Annotated in this window: 17 protein-coding genes; 4 read left to right on the forward strand and 13 right to left on the reverse strand. The window is 58.2% G+C overall.

The window, feature by feature from the left end; translation table 11 throughout:
- Positions 1 to 8 precede the first annotated feature (8 nt).
- The 3 genes from VJ651_RS11350 to VJ651_RS11360 all read left to right on the forward strand — a co-directional run bounded on the left by VJ651_RS11350 (position 9) and on the right by VJ651_RS11360 (position 3,292).
- A complete protein-coding gene (locus tag VJ651_RS11350) occupies positions 9 to 1,178 on the forward strand; it encodes a DUF444 family protein (RefSeq protein ID WP_324107565.1) in 1,170 nt (389 codons plus the stop codon).
- 13 nt (positions 1,179 to 1,191) lie between these two features.
- Entirely contained in the window at positions 1,192 to 2,589 is a 1,398-nt protein-coding gene (locus VJ651_RS11355; protein ID WP_324107566.1) for a SpoVR family protein, read from the forward strand.
- A 238-nt stretch (positions 2,590 to 2,827) separates the two neighbouring features.
- Complete coding sequence (locus VJ651_RS11360; protein WP_324107567.1) at positions 2,828 to 3,292, forward strand: Rrf2 family transcriptional regulator; 465 nt, start codon at positions 2,828 to 2,830, stop codon at positions 3,290 to 3,292.
- A gap of 73 nt (positions 3,293 to 3,365) precedes the next feature.
- Here VJ651_RS11360 and serA read toward each other — a convergent pair whose 3' ends face one another.
- Entirely contained in the window at positions 3,366 to 4,565 is a 1,200-nt protein-coding gene (serA, locus tag VJ651_RS11365; RefSeq protein WP_324107568.1) for a phosphoglycerate dehydrogenase, read from the reverse strand.
- Positions 4,566 to 4,648: 83 nt separating this feature from the next.
- Between serA and VJ651_RS11370 the strand changes: the two genes are divergently transcribed.
- Positions 4,649 to 5,440: a ferredoxin--NADP reductase gene (locus tag VJ651_RS11370; protein ID WP_324107569.1), complete on the forward strand. Its 792-nt coding sequence runs from the start codon at positions 4,649 to 4,651 to the stop codon at positions 5,438 to 5,440.
- Positions 5,441 to 5,447: 7 nt separating this feature from the next.
- Here VJ651_RS11370 and VJ651_RS11375 read toward each other — a convergent pair whose 3' ends face one another.
- From VJ651_RS11375 to VJ651_RS11430, 12 genes are all read right to left on the reverse strand, one after another.
- Positions 5,448 to 5,885, reverse strand: coding sequence for a CBS domain-containing protein (locus VJ651_RS11375; protein WP_324107570.1), 438 nt, complete (start codon positions 5,883 to 5,885; stop codon positions 5,448 to 5,450).
- 51 nt (positions 5,886 to 5,936) lie between these two features.
- Positions 5,937 to 6,533, reverse strand: a complete 597-nt coding sequence (locus VJ651_RS11380; protein WP_324107571.1) for an HdeD family acid-resistance protein — start codon at positions 6,531 to 6,533, stop codon at positions 5,937 to 5,939.
- A gap of 53 nt (positions 6,534 to 6,586) precedes the next feature.
- Complete coding sequence (locus tag VJ651_RS11385; RefSeq protein WP_324107572.1) at positions 6,587 to 6,808, reverse strand: hypothetical protein; 222 nt, start codon at positions 6,806 to 6,808, stop codon at positions 6,587 to 6,589.
- 50 nt (positions 6,809 to 6,858) lie between these two features.
- Positions 6,859 to 7,374, reverse strand: coding sequence for a S8 family serine peptidase (locus VJ651_RS11390; protein ID WP_324107573.1), 516 nt, complete (start codon positions 7,372 to 7,374; stop codon positions 6,859 to 6,861).
- Complete coding sequence (locus VJ651_RS11395; RefSeq protein ID WP_324107574.1) at positions 7,343 to 8,416, reverse strand: PHB depolymerase family esterase; 1,074 nt, start codon at positions 8,414 to 8,416, stop codon at positions 7,343 to 7,345. Before VJ651_RS11395 ends, VJ651_RS11390 begins: the two co-directional genes overlap by 32 nt.
- A gap of 105 nt (positions 8,417 to 8,521) precedes the next feature.
- On the reverse strand, positions 8,522 to 8,929 hold the full coding sequence (locus VJ651_RS11400; RefSeq protein ID WP_324107575.1) for a response regulator: 408 nt from the start codon (positions 8,927 to 8,929) through the stop codon (positions 8,522 to 8,524).
- 339 nt (positions 8,930 to 9,268) lie between these two features.
- A complete protein-coding gene (locus VJ651_RS11405; RefSeq protein WP_324107576.1) occupies positions 9,269 to 10,858 on the reverse strand; it encodes a methyl-accepting chemotaxis protein in 1,590 nt (529 codons plus the stop codon).
- Positions 10,859 to 10,963: 105 nt separating this feature from the next.
- Positions 10,964 to 12,187, reverse strand: a complete 1,224-nt coding sequence (locus VJ651_RS11410) for an HD-GYP domain-containing protein (RefSeq protein ID WP_324107577.1) — start codon at positions 12,185 to 12,187, stop codon at positions 10,964 to 10,966.
- Between the two features lie 95 nt (positions 12,188 to 12,282).
- A complete protein-coding gene (locus VJ651_RS11415) occupies positions 12,283 to 12,534 on the reverse strand; it encodes a hypothetical protein (RefSeq protein WP_324107578.1) in 252 nt (83 codons plus the stop codon).
- A gap of 66 nt (positions 12,535 to 12,600) precedes the next feature.
- Positions 12,601 to 14,679, reverse strand: a complete 2,079-nt coding sequence (locus tag VJ651_RS11420; protein WP_324107579.1) for a 3-hydroxyacyl-CoA dehydrogenase NAD-binding domain-containing protein — start codon at positions 14,677 to 14,679, stop codon at positions 12,601 to 12,603.
- Between the two features lie 157 nt (positions 14,680 to 14,836).
- Positions 14,837 to 16,051: an ABC transporter substrate-binding protein gene (locus VJ651_RS11425; RefSeq protein WP_324107580.1), complete on the reverse strand. Its 1,215-nt coding sequence runs from the start codon at positions 16,049 to 16,051 to the stop codon at positions 14,837 to 14,839.
- A gap of 241 nt (positions 16,052 to 16,292) precedes the next feature.
- Complete coding sequence (locus VJ651_RS11430; protein ID WP_324107581.1) at positions 16,293 to 16,907, reverse strand: gamma carbonic anhydrase family protein; 615 nt, start codon at positions 16,905 to 16,907, stop codon at positions 16,293 to 16,295.
- Between the last annotated feature and the right edge of the window lie 3 nt (positions 16,908 to 16,910).

Here is a 16,910-nt window from a genome sequence, read left to right on the forward strand (position 1 = left end):
ACTCATTTATGACTGATCACATCACGATCTCTGCTGAAACACCCTGGTACGACCTGTTCTCACGCGGGTCACGGGATTGGCTGCGCCACAACGAGAAGGTGCGCGAGGCGGTGCAGCAGAATCTGCCCAACCTGGTTGCCGGCCCGGATGTCATGACCGGCTCCCAGGACCGCACCGTGCAGGTGCCGGTGCACTTGCTGGAGCACGCACGTTTCCGGCTCGCCGATTCGGCGTCGCAGACCTATAGTAGTGCGGGCCAGGGCCAGGGCAAGCCGGGTGATGTCTTGCGCCAGGCGCAACCCGATTATGGCGAAGAAGAAGGAGAAGGCGGCAACAACGATGGCGAAGTGAAATTGCTGCTGGAATTCAAGGTCGACGACATCATCGACTGGCTGTGGGAAGAACTGCAGCTGCCCGACCTGCAACCCAAGCGCAACACCGCCGTGACCGACGACGAGTATGTGCGCGAAGGCTGGGACAAGCACGGCGCGCGCGCACGCCTCGATCGCCGGCGTACCGTGAAGGAAGCCGTCAAGCGGCGCGTGACGCAGGAAAAGACGACCGAACACCCGGTGCCTTTCACGAATGAAGATTTGCGCTTCAAGCAACTGGTGCAAAGACGCAAGCCGGCGACCAACGCGGTAGTGATCTTTGCGCTCGACGTATCGGCCAGCATGACCGATGCGGAACGCAAGCTGGCGAAGAGCTTCTTCTTCTTCGTGCTGCAAGGCATACGCCGGCGTTATGGCAAGGTCACCACGCGCTTCATTGCGCATACGACCCAGGCATGGGAGTTTTCCGAGAGTGAATTCTTCAATGTCAGCGGAACCGGCGGCACCGGTGCGTCGACCGCGTTCAAGCTCGCGCTCGAACTGATCGAAACGGAATATGACCCGTCGCAATACAACGGCTATCTGTTCTATGCATCCGACGGCGAGAACTTCACCGAAGACCGCGCCGCCGCCACCGAATATCTGACCAGGCTGGGCAAGCTGCTCAACTACATCGGCTATGTCGAGACCGTTCCCGGTTCGCCACGCACCAGCGAGACCGAAATGAAGATGCTGTGCTCCGATATCGAGCGCACCGGCGCACCGATCGGGAGCAGCATCCTGACACGCCATGAAGACGTGTGGAAGGCCATCCGCAAGTTCTTCGTTCAGCAAGAATCGGATTAAGGAAGAGCGCGCCATGTGCGACATGATTACCACCGCGGAAGCGGTCGACGACCTGAAGCAGTACGCCACGCGCATCGAGCAGTTGGCGCGCGACCTCGGGCTCGACTATTACCCGGTCGATTTCGAGCTGGTACCCAACAACTTCATGATGGAAATCGCCGTCTACGGCTTGCCGGTGCGCATGCATCACTGGTCGTTCGGCGTGCGTTACATCCATCAGCTGATCCGGCAAGGCATGGGCCATTCGCGCATCTTCGAGGTGATGTTTCCCGGCGACCCTTGCCGCGCTTATCTGGTCAACGGCAACACGCTGCCTGAAAACACGCTGGTTACCGCCCATGTGCTCGGCCATGCCGATTTCGCGAAGAACAATCATCTCTTCGCGCACTTCATGGAGATGGCCGGCGGACATATTCTGGAGCAGGCCGCCGCGCGCGCCCATCGCATTGAAACCGCCATCCAGGATTTCGGCCAGGAACGCGTGGAAGCGGTGCTTGACGCCGCGCTGGCACTGGAACCGCACATCGATATCAACCGCGAATTGCATCGGCCGCTGTATCCGCTTGAGCCGCCCAAGGCCAAGGACGAACCGACGCTCGACCAGTTTCAGCAACGCTTCCGCCAGCTTCCCGGAGAAAAGCTGCACGCCTTGCATGCCGGGTCGAAACGGGTTTCCATCCCGCCGCAACCGGAATACGATTTGCTCTGGTTCATTGCCAACTACGCGCCGGAAATGGAAGGCTGGGAGCGGGACATTTTCCTCGCCGTGCGAGAAGAATCTTTCTACTTCTATCCGGTCTTCGCCTGCCAGATCATGAACGAAGGCTGGGCATCCTACTGGCACGCGCGCCTGCTGCGCGAGGCGGATTTCCTTCCGCACGACCTGTATTTGTCAGCCATCAAGGCCCACTCCGACGTGGTGCGTCCCTATGCGGCCGAACGCCAGCTCGCCCTCGCAGTGAATCCTTATCATCTCGGCTTTTCGATGTGGGAAGACATCATCGAAAAACATGGTCTCGAAACGGCGCGCCGCATCGTGAAGGAAGAAGACGACTTCGGTTTTATTCGCAATTACCTGACCAGGGATCTGATCGAGAAGCTGGAGCTGTTCGTCTACGAAGCGCGCGACGACGGCGACATCCGGATTGCCGACAACGGCGTCCACGCCGTGCATGAAGCCATTCTTGCGCCGAAATTCAACTACGGCGCGCCGCGCATTGCCGCCAACCACCTGCATGTGGACGGCAGCCTGCAACTGGTGCACGACCACCAGAGCGATGGCCGCGGCGTTGACCTGTCGCGCGCCGAACGCGTCCTGGAATACATCGGCCGGGTCTGGCGCCGGCCGGTCACGCTGCATACCGTCGGTGAACGCGGAGAAGCCCGCGTGGTGACAAGCAAGCGGCTTTAGGAGTCTGCGCGGTGGAAGGATTTCGGGTAAAACCGCGCTGAATCCTCAGGTTCGCCACACTTGTCATTCAGATCATTTTTCGCAAGTTTTCACTGGGAAAGCCGCCGCGCGCAACCGGCCTCGCACGGCGGCTTTTGCACGTTTGTCGCATCTGACGCAGTCAATCCTGGCTCAAATACCTATTTCCGCTTTTAACATATATAATGGATCTATCTTATGTAACCAGAGGCTGATCATCATGCGCCTGACCGATTACACCGACTACTCCCTCAGGGCTCTCATGTATCTCGGCATACACCGCGATCGATTGGTGACGATTCAGGACATCGCGGATGCCTATGGCATCTCGAAAAGCCATTTGATGAAAGTGGTGCACCAGCTCGGCGTCGCCGGCCTGATCGAAACGACACGCGGCCGCAGCGGCGGCTTGCGCCTTGGCAAAGAACCGGAAGAGATCAATATCGGCGAAGTCGTGCGCGGCACCGAGCCGGACTTCATGATGGTCGAATGCTTCAACCGCGATCACAATGAATGTGTGCTGGCCCCTTCCTGCGAACTGCAGTCTGTGCTTGGAAAGGCGACCAAGGCTTATCTCGCCGTACTGAGCGAAGTGACGCTGGCCGACTTGCTGCGCAAGAGCGCCAGCCTGCAGAAGCTGGCGAAGGTGCAGATTCATTCCAGGGAAAAGGCGAAGGTCGCCTGATCCGCCACTCCCCACAACGACTCGGGCGTGCCGCAATCAAATGCGGCACGCCCGATGTCTTTTGCACGTCGGGTCAGATCAGGTCACAGCGAATCGTCGCCGGCTCGCTCCGCAGCTTCTGCAACAGATCCGCCGAAATGCCGTCGTCCACGTCCGTGACCACATAACCGATCGGTCCGCGCGTCTGCAGGTGCTGCGCGACGATGTTCAAACCGGCCTGAGCGAAATCCGCATTCATGCGCGCGATGACGCCAGGCTCGTTGCGATGAACGTGCAGCACCCTGCTCTTGGTTTCCTTCTCCAGGTACGGAATCTCCGGAAAATTCACCGCCCAGCGGGTGGTGCCGGCTTTCAGGAAGCGCGCCAGTTTCTGCGCCACTTCACGACCGATGTTCTCCTGCGCTTCCTCGGTGCTGCCGCCGATGTGCGGCGTCAGGATCACATTGTCCAGACCGCGCAGCGGCGAGACGAATTCTTCCTTGTCGTTGCGTGGTTCGACCGGGAACACGTCCAGTGCCGCGCCAGCCAGGCGCTTCTCGCGCAGCGCGGTATTCAAGGCATCAATGTCCACGACACCGCCGCGCGACGCATTGATTAGCACCGCGCTCGGCTTCATCACGGCCAGTCGCTCCGCCGTGATGAGGTTCTCGGTCGACTTGCCACCCGGCACGTGCAGAGTGACGATGTCGCACTTCTCCAGTAAGGCTTCCAGCGACGGCTCCGGCCTGGCATTACCCAGCGGGAGCTTGCTTTCGACGTCGTAATAATGCACGCGCATGCCTACGCTTTCCGCCAGGATGCCGACCTGCGCGCCGATGTTGCCGTAGCCGATGATGCCGAGTGCCTTGTTGCGCACCTCGTTGGCGCCGACCGCACTCTTCTCCCACTTTCCGCGATGCGCCCGCGCGTTCTTCTCAGGAATGCGCCGCAGCAGGAGGATCGCCTGCGCAATGACGAGTTCCGCCACCGAGCGTGTATTGGAAAACGGTGCATTGAAAACCGGGACACCATGCGCAGTCGCCGCTGTCAAATCGACTTGATTGGTGCCGATGCAGAAACATCCGATCGCCTTCAGGTGCGGCAAGCTCTTCAGCGCGTCCGCCGTGATATGCGTCGCCGAACGGATACCTACCGCATCCGCGTCGGCCAAGGCAGTTTTCAGGTCGTCAGCCTTCAGCGCGGTCGGCAGCTGCACGATGTCGGTAAAACCTTCCGCCTTGAGCAGCTCTGCTGCGCTGGCGTGGATTTTTTCAAGGAGTACGATTTTTGCCATCTCTAAGCCTCTTTTAAAAGATTCATTTATAATATATCTTAAATTCAATTTCCGTGCAGGGGAACCTCACGACCGAGGGCCAAATGCTGATCGATCCAAGAACCGCAGAGAAAGCAACGGTGGAATCCGTCACCAGGCTTGAATGGTGGAATAGCAAGCTGCTGACGTTTACGACCACGCGACCGGCAAATTATTCCTTTGCGGCCGGACAGTACGCACGTATCGGCTTGCAGGACGCTCACGGCATCATCTGGCGGGCGTATTCAATGACCTCGGCGCCGAGCCAGGACTTTCTCGAGTTCTACGGCATCCTGGTTCCCGACGGACTGTTTACGACGCAGCTGAAAGAACTCGAGCCGGGCGGCGAGTTGCTGATCGAAAAGCAGAGCTACGGTTTCATGACGCCGGATCGCTTTCCGGACGGCGACGAGCTATGGATGCTGGCCACCGGCACCGGCATCGGCCCCTTCCTCTCGATGTTGCGCGATACCTACGTCTGGCAAAAATTCCGCAGGCTCATCCTGGTGCATTGCGTACGCCAGGAGAATGAATTTTCCTATCAGGACGAATTGGAAAATCTGCGCCGTCACCCGCCAGCACCCGGCGGCGCGCAGTTGCATGTTGTCCGCTCCGCCACCCGCGAAGCGCAAACGGCAAATGGACCGCTGCATCTGAACGGGCGCATCACGACGCTGCTCGAAAACGGCGAGCTGGAAAAGGCGGCCGGACTTACGCTCAGTGTCGAATCTTCGCGCGTCATGATGTGCGGCAATCCGGACATGATCGAAGACATGCGCAAGCTCCTGCACCAGCGCGGGATGCGGCCGGTTCGCCGTACCTTGCCTGGACAGTTCGTGACGGAAAATTACTGGTGATGCGTCTTCAGCGCTCGCCCCGAATATAGTGCTCCAGCTGCTCGATGATGAATTTCTGCTCCGAGATAATGTCCTTGACCAGGTCGCCGATGGATACCAGGCCAACCAGCTTGCCGTCGTTCATCACCGGAAGATGACGCAGCCGGTTTTCCGTCATCAGCGCCATGCATTCTTCATTGGTCTGTTCCGGGCGCACGTACATTACCGGAGAACTCATGATCGCGCGTATCGGCGTCTTGTCGGACGATCGCCCCATGAGCACGACCTTGCGGGCATAGTCGCGCTCGCTGATCACGCCCACGAGTTTCTCGCCCTCCATCACCAGCAAGGCGCCGACCCCGCGTTCGGCCATCTGCTTGACCGCGTCGAGCACGCTTGCGTCCGGTGAAATCGTGAAAACGGTCTTCTGGGGTTTTTCCTGCAGAATGTGTGCAACGGATTTCATGGCAACTCTCCCTTTGAAGTCAAGCATACAGTCCAAGCCGGCACCGGACCTTTATGAATGCGAGGCCGATATGCGACGGTCCGGCATCATCCTCCTGTCGCCGTGTGTGCCCCTGCTTCGCGCCCGCAAGCGGATCGAAAGCGCCAACAGCAGCACACCGGTGACCACGGCATAAAGACTGATCCACCAGATCAGCGCCAGCGCGCCGGCGCCGGGGAAAAGAAACACAAGCGCGCCGAAAACGATTGAAGCAATTCCACTCAAGACCAGCATCCACTCGTCGCGCATCACCTTTCGCAACCGGATTGCGGCAGCGATATCAAGCACGCCGCCGACCAGCGCATTCGCGCCGATGACCAGGACGAAGATCAGCGCAGTCAGGGCCGGGTGCAGCACGGCGATGACGGCGGCACCGATGCTGACCAGCCCGAACAGCAGCGGCAGCCACCAGTCCTCATCCTGCTTCCGGTTCTGCACCGCGCCGACCAGCGACACCACGCCAGCCAGCAAGGCATAGGCCGCAAACAAGGCAACCAGGCTCAGCAGAGTCACGCCGGGCATCATCAATGCGAGCAGACCGAACGCAAGGGCAACGACGCCTCGCAACGCAAACACCCACCACGAATGCAATGCCATATTGCTCATCATCGTACCCTCCTTCCGGACAAATGTCACACTGCCATCATGGGCATTGCGAGCCATCATGATGTGATTTGATCGATCTCCAGCTTTGCGTGTTCGATGCTGTCGGTGCGGGCGGCGCCCAAATGGAAAAACCCGGGAAAGATCTTCCTGCGCACCCTGACCGTGATGCCGCGCTTCGCGATCTCGTAGCCGCCGTACCAGATATCTCCGTTTCCAACCATCGGTATGGGAAATATCGTGTAGCCCTTGTACTCCAGATGTTCGTCATTGTCGTTCATGTTGCATTCCATGGCGAAGAGCCAGGGAAACCTCACTCTCAGCAGCATCACTATGACGTCCCGCGCTTGCGCGCCTCCACCACTGCCTTGGCGGCATTCACCTTGCCGTGCCCGAACCAGTCGCAATGCCCGTCGTCATCCGCCGCAAGCGGAAATCGCACCGGCATGAATGCGCAACCGTGCGCGACGCCGACCACGCCACGTCCATTGCTTTCCGCGATGGCGACGCCCGCGCACGGCGTTCCGTGATAGTCGTCGTGTGCGGCTTCCGGGAAAGGATTGGCATTGCCATCCACATAATCCTTCGGCGAGACGATCTTGCCCGGGCCGTCGAAATCCGGATGGGAAAGATCGAATCCATCGTCGATCAGGGCCACCACGATGCTGCGCTCGCCGCGCGTAACGTTTTCGTGCACCCCCGGCGCCGTGCGCAGCTTCTCCAGCTGTTGCGGGCTGGACGGAATCACCGTAAAGCGATCCGTCTCCTTTTCCAGCACGATTTTCTTGCCGCCGCGCCAGACGTAGGAATCGAGGTCAGCAGTGCGTGATGAAGGTGCGTGTTGCATGTCGGGTTCCTTGAGTCACGGCCTCATGGTCGGTCCAGCCCCCAGAAACGAACGATATGAAAACTGGAACAGATGCCGGAGGCAAGAATGAATGGCGCGACCTTGCCGGATCGACAGGCGTGCCATGTCTCATACCGTTGATCAGAAAAGTTTCGACCATCGCATTGCCGTTCTGGTCCTGGTACACCTTGTGCGCATGGCCGTTGATCGTCTCATCCACCGCGGGCGTCTGGTTCAGCCCGTGCACATTGGTCCACTGCTCCATCAGTTCGACGGCGTCCTTGGGTTGCACGGTGGTGTCGCTGCTGCCGTGCCAGATGGACACGCGAGGAAATGGTCCTGCATGATTTGTCGCGGCGCGCACCAGATCGCCCCATTGCACCGGCGTCAAATCCTTCTCGGGTGCCAGCGCTTGTCCGAACAGGCCGCACTTTTGCTGCGCCTCGGATTCACTCGCCGCACATTGGTACGGAATGCCTGCAATGATCGCACCCCCGGCAAATACGTCCGGATACACCGCCAGCATCACCGCGGTCATGCCACCACCGGCGGACAGGCCCGTGATATAGATGCGATGCGCATCCACCTGATGGTCGGTTTTCATTTTCTCGACCATTTGCCTGATCGACATCGGCTCGCCCTGATCACGCTGGATATGTGCCGCATCGAACCATCGGAAGCACTTGGCCTGATGCACCTCTTCCTGCGGCAACAGCAACGCGAAGCCGTACTTGTCCGCAAACTTGATCCAGCCGGTTTCGTCGTCATACGCGTCAGCCTTCTGGGTACAACCATGCAGCGCCACGACCAGCGGACGGGAAGCGCCGAGCTGTTGCGGCAGATACTTGAACATGCGCAGCTTGCCCGGATTCTGGCCGAAGGAAGTCACCTCGGTAAGCTTGCTCAGTTGGCCTGGCCAGTTTCTCCACGCAAAAGCAATGGCAGGCACCAGCAGCAACAGGAGTAGCCAGAAGCGGGGGCGCCGCCTCCCCGCCGGCTTGCCGGACGAACGCGTCTTTAAGCGTGGAATTGCAGTGATCATCTCCGCCCCGCGATTGACTGTTCAGTCTATGCACCGCACTGTCTGGCGGTTTGCGGTAGATCACGGGCGCTGATCAGCGCGCCATCACCTGCACGGCTTCTGCTTTCATGCGACGCTGGCAGCGGCGCTGCGATAGGACTTCAGAAGCTTGCTGATACGCAGCGACAATTCCCACCGGTCCACCGGCTTGTTGATGAATTCGTCCGCACCGCAGCTCAGCATGCGTTCATGCGCGGCGACATCTTCCAGGGCAGTTGCCAGGATGACAGGAATCGCGCGGGTCGCGGGATTGTGTTTCAACCAGCGCGTGACTTCGAAGCCATCCATGTCGGGCATCACCAGATCCAGCAGGATCAGGTTGGGCTGCTCGGTCACCGCCAGCGCCAGCGCCTCTTTGCCATTGTTGGCGCTGAGGGTCAGATAGCCTTCTTCCCTGGCAAGGTCTTCCAGCAGTTTACGCTCGTGTTCTTCATCATCGACGACCAGAATTCTGGCAGGTACTGGACTATCCATGGCTTGCACCTCCTTCTTGCTATTCCGAATCCGCCACAGTGAAATGGCCTGTTTTCATGTTAGCAATCGCGGGGCATTTGACCAGATCTGTTTGACGATTCATCGTCAGAAAGCAAGTGCGGAAAGAATTCTGCGCGGGAACTGAAATGGTTAAGTGATCGGCGCGCTCGATTTGCAGTGAAATCGAAAAATCGAAGCCCCGCTTGCGAAGTCCAATCGACTCGCCGATGAAATTCGTTCTCTAAAAGAAATGTTGGCAACCATCGATTAAACGTTCACGCATCACAAAGTAAAGATTGACTTGATGCGTTGTTCGTCCATTTAGCCCCTCTGAAAACTTCATCCAAAGTGACCTCCTGCCGACCGTCGTCCTTGCACAATTTTGAACGATTCGACTAGTTCCACCAGGTTATTGGCCTGTGCGCGAAGCGTCTTGGCACATGATGCGGCGCTGTCCACCAGTGCCGAGTTCTTCTGCGTCACCTCGTCCATTTCGCTCACTGCCAGGCTGACCTGTTCGATCCCGGTGCTCTGCTCGTGTGCCGCCTGGCTGATTTCCGCAATGATCGAGGCGGCTTCCTGCACGACAGCGACCAGTTCCTGTATCGATGATCCCGCCTCGTCCACGACAGCGCTGCCCTCTTCGATCTGCGACACGGTGTCGCCGATCAGGATCTTGATCTCCTTGGCCGCCTGCGCCGATCGGGTTGCTAATCCGCGCACTTCATGTGCGACCACCGCGAATCCCCGTCCGTTCTCGCCTGCACGCGCCGCTTCAACCGACGCGTTCAGCGCAAGGATGTTGGTCTGGAATGCGATCCCGTCGATCACGCCGATGATGTCGAGAATCTTTCGCGATCGTGTCTTGATTTCATCCATGCTGTTGACGACGCTTTCCATTGATGCACCGCTCGCTTGCGCAGTCCGCGTGGCGTTACCCATCCGGGCCGTCGCATCCGCTGCATTCGCGGCGCTGTTCTTGACCGTGCTTGAGAGTTCATCCATGGAGGAAGCAGTTTCTTGAAGGGCACTCGACTGACTTTCAGTCCGGCTCGCCAGATCGTCGTTTCCTGTGGCGATTTCCGCCGCGCGCTGGTTCACGATGTGCGACGATTCCTTGATCTGACCGACAAGCAGTTTGACGTTTGTCTGCAGGATGCGCAGGGAATGCAGAACCATTGCGATCTCGCCCTGCCCGGCAGGAATGCGGCCGGAGAGGTCGCCGGAACTCATTTTGTCCATCTCCGCACGCACGGTGTGGAGCGGGCTCAAGAGTGTTGCACGCAGCCACCAGGGGATGAAGGCTGCGCAACCGATGCCAAACAGGGCGCAGATAGCGGCAACCATGTCGGCTTGCCCTCCAGATGCAAGAGTGTGCAGTAACGGTAAAAGAAAAAGAAGCACGAAAAGGGTAGCCAGAACCATGAGCTTGCGCTGTAAAGATATCCTCCCTAGGGCAGCAACATAGCCGAGCAGGCCACGCTGAACGACGTGCCCCTCGCACAGCGCGATCGCGGACCTTGATTCCGAAAGCTCAGCGTATATTTTGCTCGCAGCCTTTACGCTTTCAGCGGAAGGTTTGGTGCGCACCGAGGTATAGCCGACGATCTTTCCATCTTTGATTGTCGGCGCGGCATTGGCTTCGACCCAATAGAAATCGCCATTCTTGCAGCGGTTCTTGACGATGCCACTCCAGGCTTTACCCTTTTTAAGGGTATCCCAGAGATCGCGATAGGCCTCGGGCGGCATGTCGGGATGACGCACGATATTATGTGGGGCGCCAAGTAGTTCGGACTCGCTGAAGCCGCTGATGTGGACAAACGCATGGTTTACGTATGTGATCTTTCCCTTGACATCAGTCTTTGAAACGATCGTTTCATCATCTTGTAAAACATGTTCTGTTGTTGTTACCGGAAGATTTTTTCGCATAAGGCACTTTCGGTGAAGGAAGTCAGATAAATGAACAAATAAAGTCTGGTTCGGAGGAACCAAGATGCATTCATTGAGTAGCCGTATTTCGGCCGCAGGTGCACGTCATGGTTGGCTCATCCTTATGAGATCGCCGAAATGCGCTCGAACCACCGCCACAACTTCCCCGTCAAGCGCACCTCCGCTGACAAACTGGTCTAGAAGCGCAAGTGCAGCAGTTCTTGTCATTCCAGACCGATAGGGGCGGTGCTCCGAAACAGCAGTGAATACATCGGCGGCGGCGATGATGCGCGCTTCCAACGGAATTTCACTTCTTCGGAATGGGTAGCCTTGTCCGTCGAGCCGCTCGTGATGTAGCGATGCGAACGCATTGACCTCCTCTAAACCGGGCACCGTCGACAGGATGCGGTGTGTGTAGTACGGATGCTGTTTGACAATGAACATCTCCTCTCGCGTGAGCCTTTCCGGCTTGTCGAGAATCTCGGTTGGCACTGCCAGCTTGCCAAGGTCATGTAGGAAGCCGGCAATTCCAATGATTTTCGTCCGATAGGTATCGACTCCCAGCAGTTGTGCGATCCGCTCCGCACGCGCGGCAACCATGCTCGAGTGGATAGCCGTAAAGGGGCTGCGAAAGTCGATGATGCGACCAAAGAGTCGTGCGAGTTCGTACAACTCGTCGAGATCAAGCACCACATTGTGCTGCCCGAATCGTTCACGAATAATTTCTTCCTTGTGTTGGCTAACAACGTCGAGCCAGAATGCCTCCGACAAGGACACCGCGTCGAATGCTGACACGACCCGCGGGTGAAACCGCAAGTGAACGCCGTCAACTATCTTCCGGCGGATATTGTCGCACTGCTGCAGGATATGCACACCGCTCTCAGGCAGCACCGCAATCCGGTCTGCGAGGTGGAGGATATGACTTGCCAGCGGCACAGGTTCACCGTTGAACTCGCTTCCCCGCTCATTGTTCCATTCGACGTGATGGTACCGGATCGCTTCCGCCGCCCTGGTAAACGGCGGGAATTCACGAAGTAGAAGATAGCCCTCCATGCCATGGACATGGATGTTCTCAAGTTGGTCGCCGACGGCATAGTCCTGCAGTGCAAGGCGGTATGTCGTGGATAAGGCCCCGACGTCGTGGAGCGCTCCGGCAATTACCACGTCCTGCTTCTCCACGACGCTCAAGCCGATCTCTTCCGCCAGTCGAGCGGCCACATACGCGGTCCTTAAATGATGATCCGAAAGGTGGGGAGAAAGGAGATCAAGGGCTCGGGAGACGCAAAGAACGACGTCGAAAAACCGCACGTTAATATTGCTTGCGTTCATTCCTGATATTGCCTCGATTGTGAACAGCTTCGGAATTTACGCGAAGTTGATGCGGATCAATATCTCAACCGCATTATTTGTCAGGGAGATTTGACTCATGTCAAAAAAGGAACCTTGCGTGAAGTTTGCGTCAGAAAATCACCGACGACGACAAGTTGTTTGCTCTCATGATTGATTGCGACTTTGTCTTTAACGAATTGCTCTTCGTCGTCGACACGCCACGCCATAATCATTGCAAACAGATAGTTGGCGACAAGGTGCTGAATTTCAGTGAATGTCCACCGGGCATCGTCGAGCCGCGAGGTGTATCTGGCATTGTTGAGCCAAGATTTAGGCATCAGCGACATAATGGCGCCGAAAACAAAAAAGCCCGGAGGATTTCCACCGGGCTTTTTGGGATAGCAGAAACGCGATCAGTTGAAAGTCTTGCCTTCGGCTGCCAGTTTTGCCAGCAGCGGAGCCGGTTTCCAGGCGACGCCTTGATGACCCTTCGCGTATTTTTCGATCGACATCATCACGTTCTGCAAGCCGACGGTGTCGGCGTAGAACATGGGGCCGCCGCGGAACAGCGGGAAGCCGTAGCCGGTCAGGTACACCATGTCGATGTCGGAAGCGCGCATCGCAATGCCTTCCTCCAGGATGTTCGCTCCTTCGTTCACCAGCGCATACACCAGGCGCTCGACGATTTCCTGATCGCTGATCTTGCGGCGCTCGATGCCGAGGTCGGCCGAGTGCTTGATGATCATGTCATTCACCACTTGCGAAGGATACGGCTTGCGATCGCCCGGCTTGTAGTCGTACCAGCCGGCGCCGGTCTTCTGGCCGAAGCGTCCCATCTCGCACAACAGGTCGGCGGTCTTCGAATAGGTGACCTCCGGCTTCTCGATGTAACGGCGTTTGCGGATATACCAGCCGATATCGTTGCCGGCCAGGTCGCCCATGCGGAACGGACCCATTGCAAAGCCGAATTTCTCGATCGCCTTGTCCACCTGCTCGGGCAGGCAGCCTTCTTCCAGCAGGAAGCCGGCCTGGCGACTGTACTGCTCGATCATGCGGTTGCCGATGAAGCCGTCGCAAACGCCGGAGACAACGCCGGTCTTCTTGATCTTCTTCGACAGTTGCAGCGAAGTCGCCAGCACGTCCTTGCCGGTCTTCGCACCGCGCACGATTTCCAGCAGTTTCATCACGTTGGCCGGGCTGAAGAAGTGCAGGCCGATCACGTCCTGCGGACGCTTGGTGAAGCTGGCGATCTTGTCGACGTCCAGCGTCGACGTATTGGATGCCAGAATCGCGCCCTGCTTCATCACTTCATCCAGCTTCTTGAACACCTGCTCCTTCACGCCGATGTCTTCGAACACGGCTTCGATCACGATGTCGGCCTGGCCGATCTCTTCATACGAGAGCGTGCCCTTGATCAGGCCGACGCGCTGTTCGAACTTCTCGGGCGTGAGCTTGCCCTTCTTCATGGTGTTTTCGTAATTCTTGCGAATCGTCGCCAGGCCTTTGTCGAGCGCTTCCTGTTTCATTTCCAGGATGGTGACCGGGATGCCTGCGTTGGCGAAGTTCATCGCAATGCCGCCGCCCATGGTGCCGGCACCGATGACGGCTGCCGACTTGATCGGACGCGTCGGCGTATCTTCCGGAACGTCCGGCACCTTGCTGGCAGCACGCTCGCCGAAGAATGCATGGCGCAGCGCCTTCGATTCGGTGGTCTGTACCAAATCGACGAACAGGTCGCGCTCGAACTTGATACCGTCGTCGAACTTCATCGTCACGGCAGCAGCAACCGCTTCGACGCACTTGAGCGGCGCCGGGAACGGACCCGCCATGGCTTTGACGGTGTTGCGGGAGAACTGCAGGAAACCTTCGTAATTCGGATAGTCGATCTTGATGTCGCGTACCTTCGGCAGCGGACGCACGTCGGCGATCTTGTTGGCGAACGCGATGGCAGCTTCCATCAGGTCACCTTCGGCCAACTGGTTGAACAGTGCGGTCTTGGCCAGCTTCTCCGACGGTACCGGAGTGCCGGAGACGATCATGTTGAGCGCCATTTCCAGTCCCACCACGCGCGGCAGGCGTTGCGTACCGCCGGCGCCCGGGAGAATGCCCAGCTTGACTTCCGGCAGCGCGATCTGCGCACCCGGCGCAGCAACGCGGTAATGGCAGCCGAGCGCAAGCTCAAGGCCACCGCCCATTGCGACGCTGTGGATTGCCGCGACCACCGGCTTGCTGGACGTCTCGATGACGTTGATGACGGTGTGCAGCGACGGCTCGGCCGATGCCTTGGGCGAATTGAATTCCTTGATGTCCGCGCCGCCGGAGAATGCCTTGCCGGCACCGGTGATCACAACTGCCTTGACGGCGTTGTCGCTCAACGCCTTTTTCATGCCTTCGACGATCGCGCTGCGCGTGGCGTGGCCCAGTCCGTTGACGGGCGGATTGTTGAGCGTAATGACGGCTACCGCGCCGTTAACCTTGTATTCGGCAGTCATATCTCTTCCTTTTAAATTAGATGTAGTGGGACGCTGAAGCGGGTTTTGAATTGTTCGAGTGCCTTACTATACCCCAAAATAGAACGATCGTATTATTTTTACATAAAAAAATCCGGCACGTCCTGCAACGTGCCGGATAGCTTGTCTGCAACGCTCTTTATTGCGCTTTGAGCCGTAGCAGCGCGCCGCGTTTCTGATCATCAGCATAGGCGTAATCCACCCGCCCTGCCGACACCACGCCCATCAGCAACATGTTTTGCGTGATTGCATCGTGGTCTTCCTTCGAGAAGGGACGGCTGTAGCTGGTAATGACGCCCTGATAGCGGCTCTTGAGGTTTTCCAGCGCCTCCTTGATCCGTACTCCGTCGGTCGAATTGGCCTGACGCAGCGCGAGATACAGCAGGTGCATGCCGTCATAGCCCTGCGCCGCGCTCATGGGCGAAGCAATCAGACTGGTCTTGAAGACACGCTTGTAGGCAAGCAGAAAACTGTTCTTGCTGCTGGAACCGAGATCCTGGATGAAGGTTTGTGGCATCAGGGCACCCTCGCCCGCCTTGCCGGACTGCTCGATGAAATTCCGCATTGAAAAGGTCCAGCTGCCCAGCATCGGCACCTTCCAGCCCAGCGATTCCTTGTTGCGCGCGATCACCGCCAGTTCCGGTCCGATTCCCCATACGACAAGAGCGTGCGCGCCGCTGGCCTTGGCATGCCTGACCTGCGCGCCCATGTCCTGCTCGCCGATCTTGAAGCGCTCCACGGAGCTGACCTCCACGTCCGCCAGCTTTGCCTGTTCCTGAAAGGCCTTCAGGCCGGCATCGCCGTACGCGGTGGTGTCGGCCAGTACCGAAACCTTGCCCAGTCCCTTGCGCTTGAGATCGGCCGCCACCACCTTCGCCTCCAGATCGAGCGTCGGAGAAATCCGGAAGATATAGTTTTCCGTGGCTGCCGGCGGCGCATACTTCTTCGTAAGAGAGGTGCCGGTCGACACCGCAATCAGCAAGGGAATCCGCGCCTTCTGATAGGCGTCGATCGAGGCGAGGCCGACGCCCGTATTCACGATCCCGATGGCGGCCACGACCTTCTTTTGTGTGAACTCCTCGGCGATTTTCGCGCCGATGTCGTTGTTGGCCTCATCGTCGCGTTCGATCAGTTCGACTTTCCGGCCGTTGATGCCGCCGATGTTATTGATCTCTTCGACGGCAAGATGGATGCCATTGCGCATGCTCACGCCCATGGGGCTGGAGCCGCCGGAGAACGGACCGGAAACGCCTATCCTGAGCGGCTCATTGTCCGCGCCTTGCGCAAGACAAATGATCGGGACAAACGAAATTGCGCAGAAAAACAAGGCACGGCAGCGACGGGTGGGCCACATGGTTTGTCTCCTTATTGAATATTTTTGCCGTAACGGCCATCCTCTGATCGGGAATGTTGCGAAACAGCGTCCGCGCAGTATTCAGCCCGCCGGGCGCGAGCACAAGCGCAGAACTGCGTAGATTCGAGTCAGTGTAACTACCTAGATCCAGGCGCTACAAGATAAAGATATGAGGGCGAACGGTGAATTTATTTCAAGGCTGGCGGCCGCCATTGCGGGACGCGTCAGAACTTGGTCGTCGTCAGCCTTGGGAAGTGGTCTGCGTAGTGCCAGGCGCGGGAAGCTCGACCGACAGCGCATTCAGCCGCTGCATCTCCGCCATGACTTCCGCGGGAATTTCCGGGCGCGCCCACTCCCTGTACCGGCCGGCGGCATAGGCAAGCGCATTCTTGTAATACATGAATGCGTTGAGCCGGTTGCGCACGAAGTTGTTCTGCGCGCGCACCACTTTGCCGGGTGTCCCCATCACGATCGAGTTGGGCGGAATGACGGTGCCTTCCTTGAGGAAGGTGTGGCCGGCAACGATGCTGTTCTCGCCAATGACGCAGCCGTCCATAATGGTCGAATTGATGCCGATCAGGCAGTTATCACCGATCGTGCATCCGTGAATGGTGCAGTGATGCGTGATCGAGCAATGACTTCCGATGATGGTCGGCGTGGCATCGCCGATATGCAGCATCACGAAGTCCTGGATATTGGAAAATGCGCCGATCACAATCTCCTTGTGCTCGGCGCGCGCGACGACGTTGATCCAGATCGATGCGTTCTCCTCCACCGTCACCTTGCCATACAAATGCGCGGTGTCGTGCACGTAGGCCGGCTTGCGGAGAACGACATCGGGACCGATCACTGCCATGCC

Origin of the sequence: Noviherbaspirillum sp., assembly GCF_035254865.1 — a bacterium.
Classification (GTDB): domain Bacteria; phylum Pseudomonadota; class Gammaproteobacteria; order Burkholderiales; family Burkholderiaceae_D; genus Noviherbaspirillum.

Coding starts and splice junctions, on each gene's coding strand:
- VJ651_RS11405 (WP_324107576.1), bottom strand. CDS start 10,858: ATGCGAAAAAATCTTCCGGTAACAACAACAGAACATGTTTTACAAGAT.
- VJ651_RS11410 (WP_324107577.1), bottom strand. CDS start 12,187: ATGAACGCAAGCAATATTAACGTGCGGTTTTTCGACGTCGTTCTTTGC.
- VJ651_RS11375 (WP_324107570.1), bottom strand. CDS start 5,885: ATGAAATCCGTTGCACACATTCTGCAGGAAAAACCCCAGAAGACCGTT.
- VJ651_RS11420 (WP_324107579.1), bottom strand. CDS start 14,679: ATGACTGCCGAATACAAGGTTAACGGCGCGGTAGCCGTCATTACGCTC.
- VJ651_RS11360 (WP_324107567.1), top strand. CDS start 2,828: ATGCGCCTGACCGATTACACCGACTACTCCCTCAGGGCTCTCATGTAT.
- VJ651_RS11400 (WP_324107575.1), bottom strand. CDS start 8,929: ATGGATAGTCCAGTACCTGCCAGAATTCTGGTCGTCGATGATGAAGAA.
- VJ651_RS11425 (WP_324107580.1), bottom strand. CDS start 16,051: ATGTGGCCCACCCGTCGCTGCCGTGCCTTGTTTTTCTGCGCAATTTCG.
- VJ651_RS11395 (WP_324107574.1), bottom strand. CDS start 8,416: ATGATCACTGCAATTCCACGCTTAAAGACGCGTTCGTCCGGCAAGCCG.
- VJ651_RS11370 (WP_324107569.1), top strand. CDS start 4,649: ATGCTGATCGATCCAAGAACCGCAGAGAAAGCAACGGTGGAATCCGTC.
- VJ651_RS11350 (WP_324107565.1), top strand. CDS start 9: ATGACTGATCACATCACGATCTCTGCTGAAACACCCTGGTACGACCTG.
- serA (WP_324107568.1), bottom strand. CDS start 4,565: ATGGCAAAAATCGTACTCCTTGAAAAAATCCACGCCAGCGCAGCAGAG.
- VJ651_RS11430 (WP_324107581.1), bottom strand. CDS start 16,907: ATGGCAGTGATCGGTCCCGATGTCGTTCTCCGCAAGCCGGCCTACGTG.
- VJ651_RS11390 (WP_324107573.1), bottom strand. CDS start 7,374: ATGCAACACGCACCTTCATCACGCACTGCTGACCTCGATTCCTACGTC.
- VJ651_RS11355 (WP_324107566.1), top strand. CDS start 1,192: ATGTGCGACATGATTACCACCGCGGAAGCGGTCGACGACCTGAAGCAG.
- VJ651_RS11385 (WP_324107572.1), bottom strand. CDS start 6,808: ATGAACGACAATGACGAACATCTGGAGTACAAGGGCTACACGATATTT.
- VJ651_RS11415 (WP_324107578.1), bottom strand. CDS start 12,534: ATGTCGCTGATGCCTAAATCTTGGCTCAACAATGCCAGATACACCTCG.
- VJ651_RS11380 (WP_324107571.1), bottom strand. CDS start 6,533: ATGATGAGCAATATGGCATTGCATTCGTGGTGGGTGTTTGCGTTGCGA.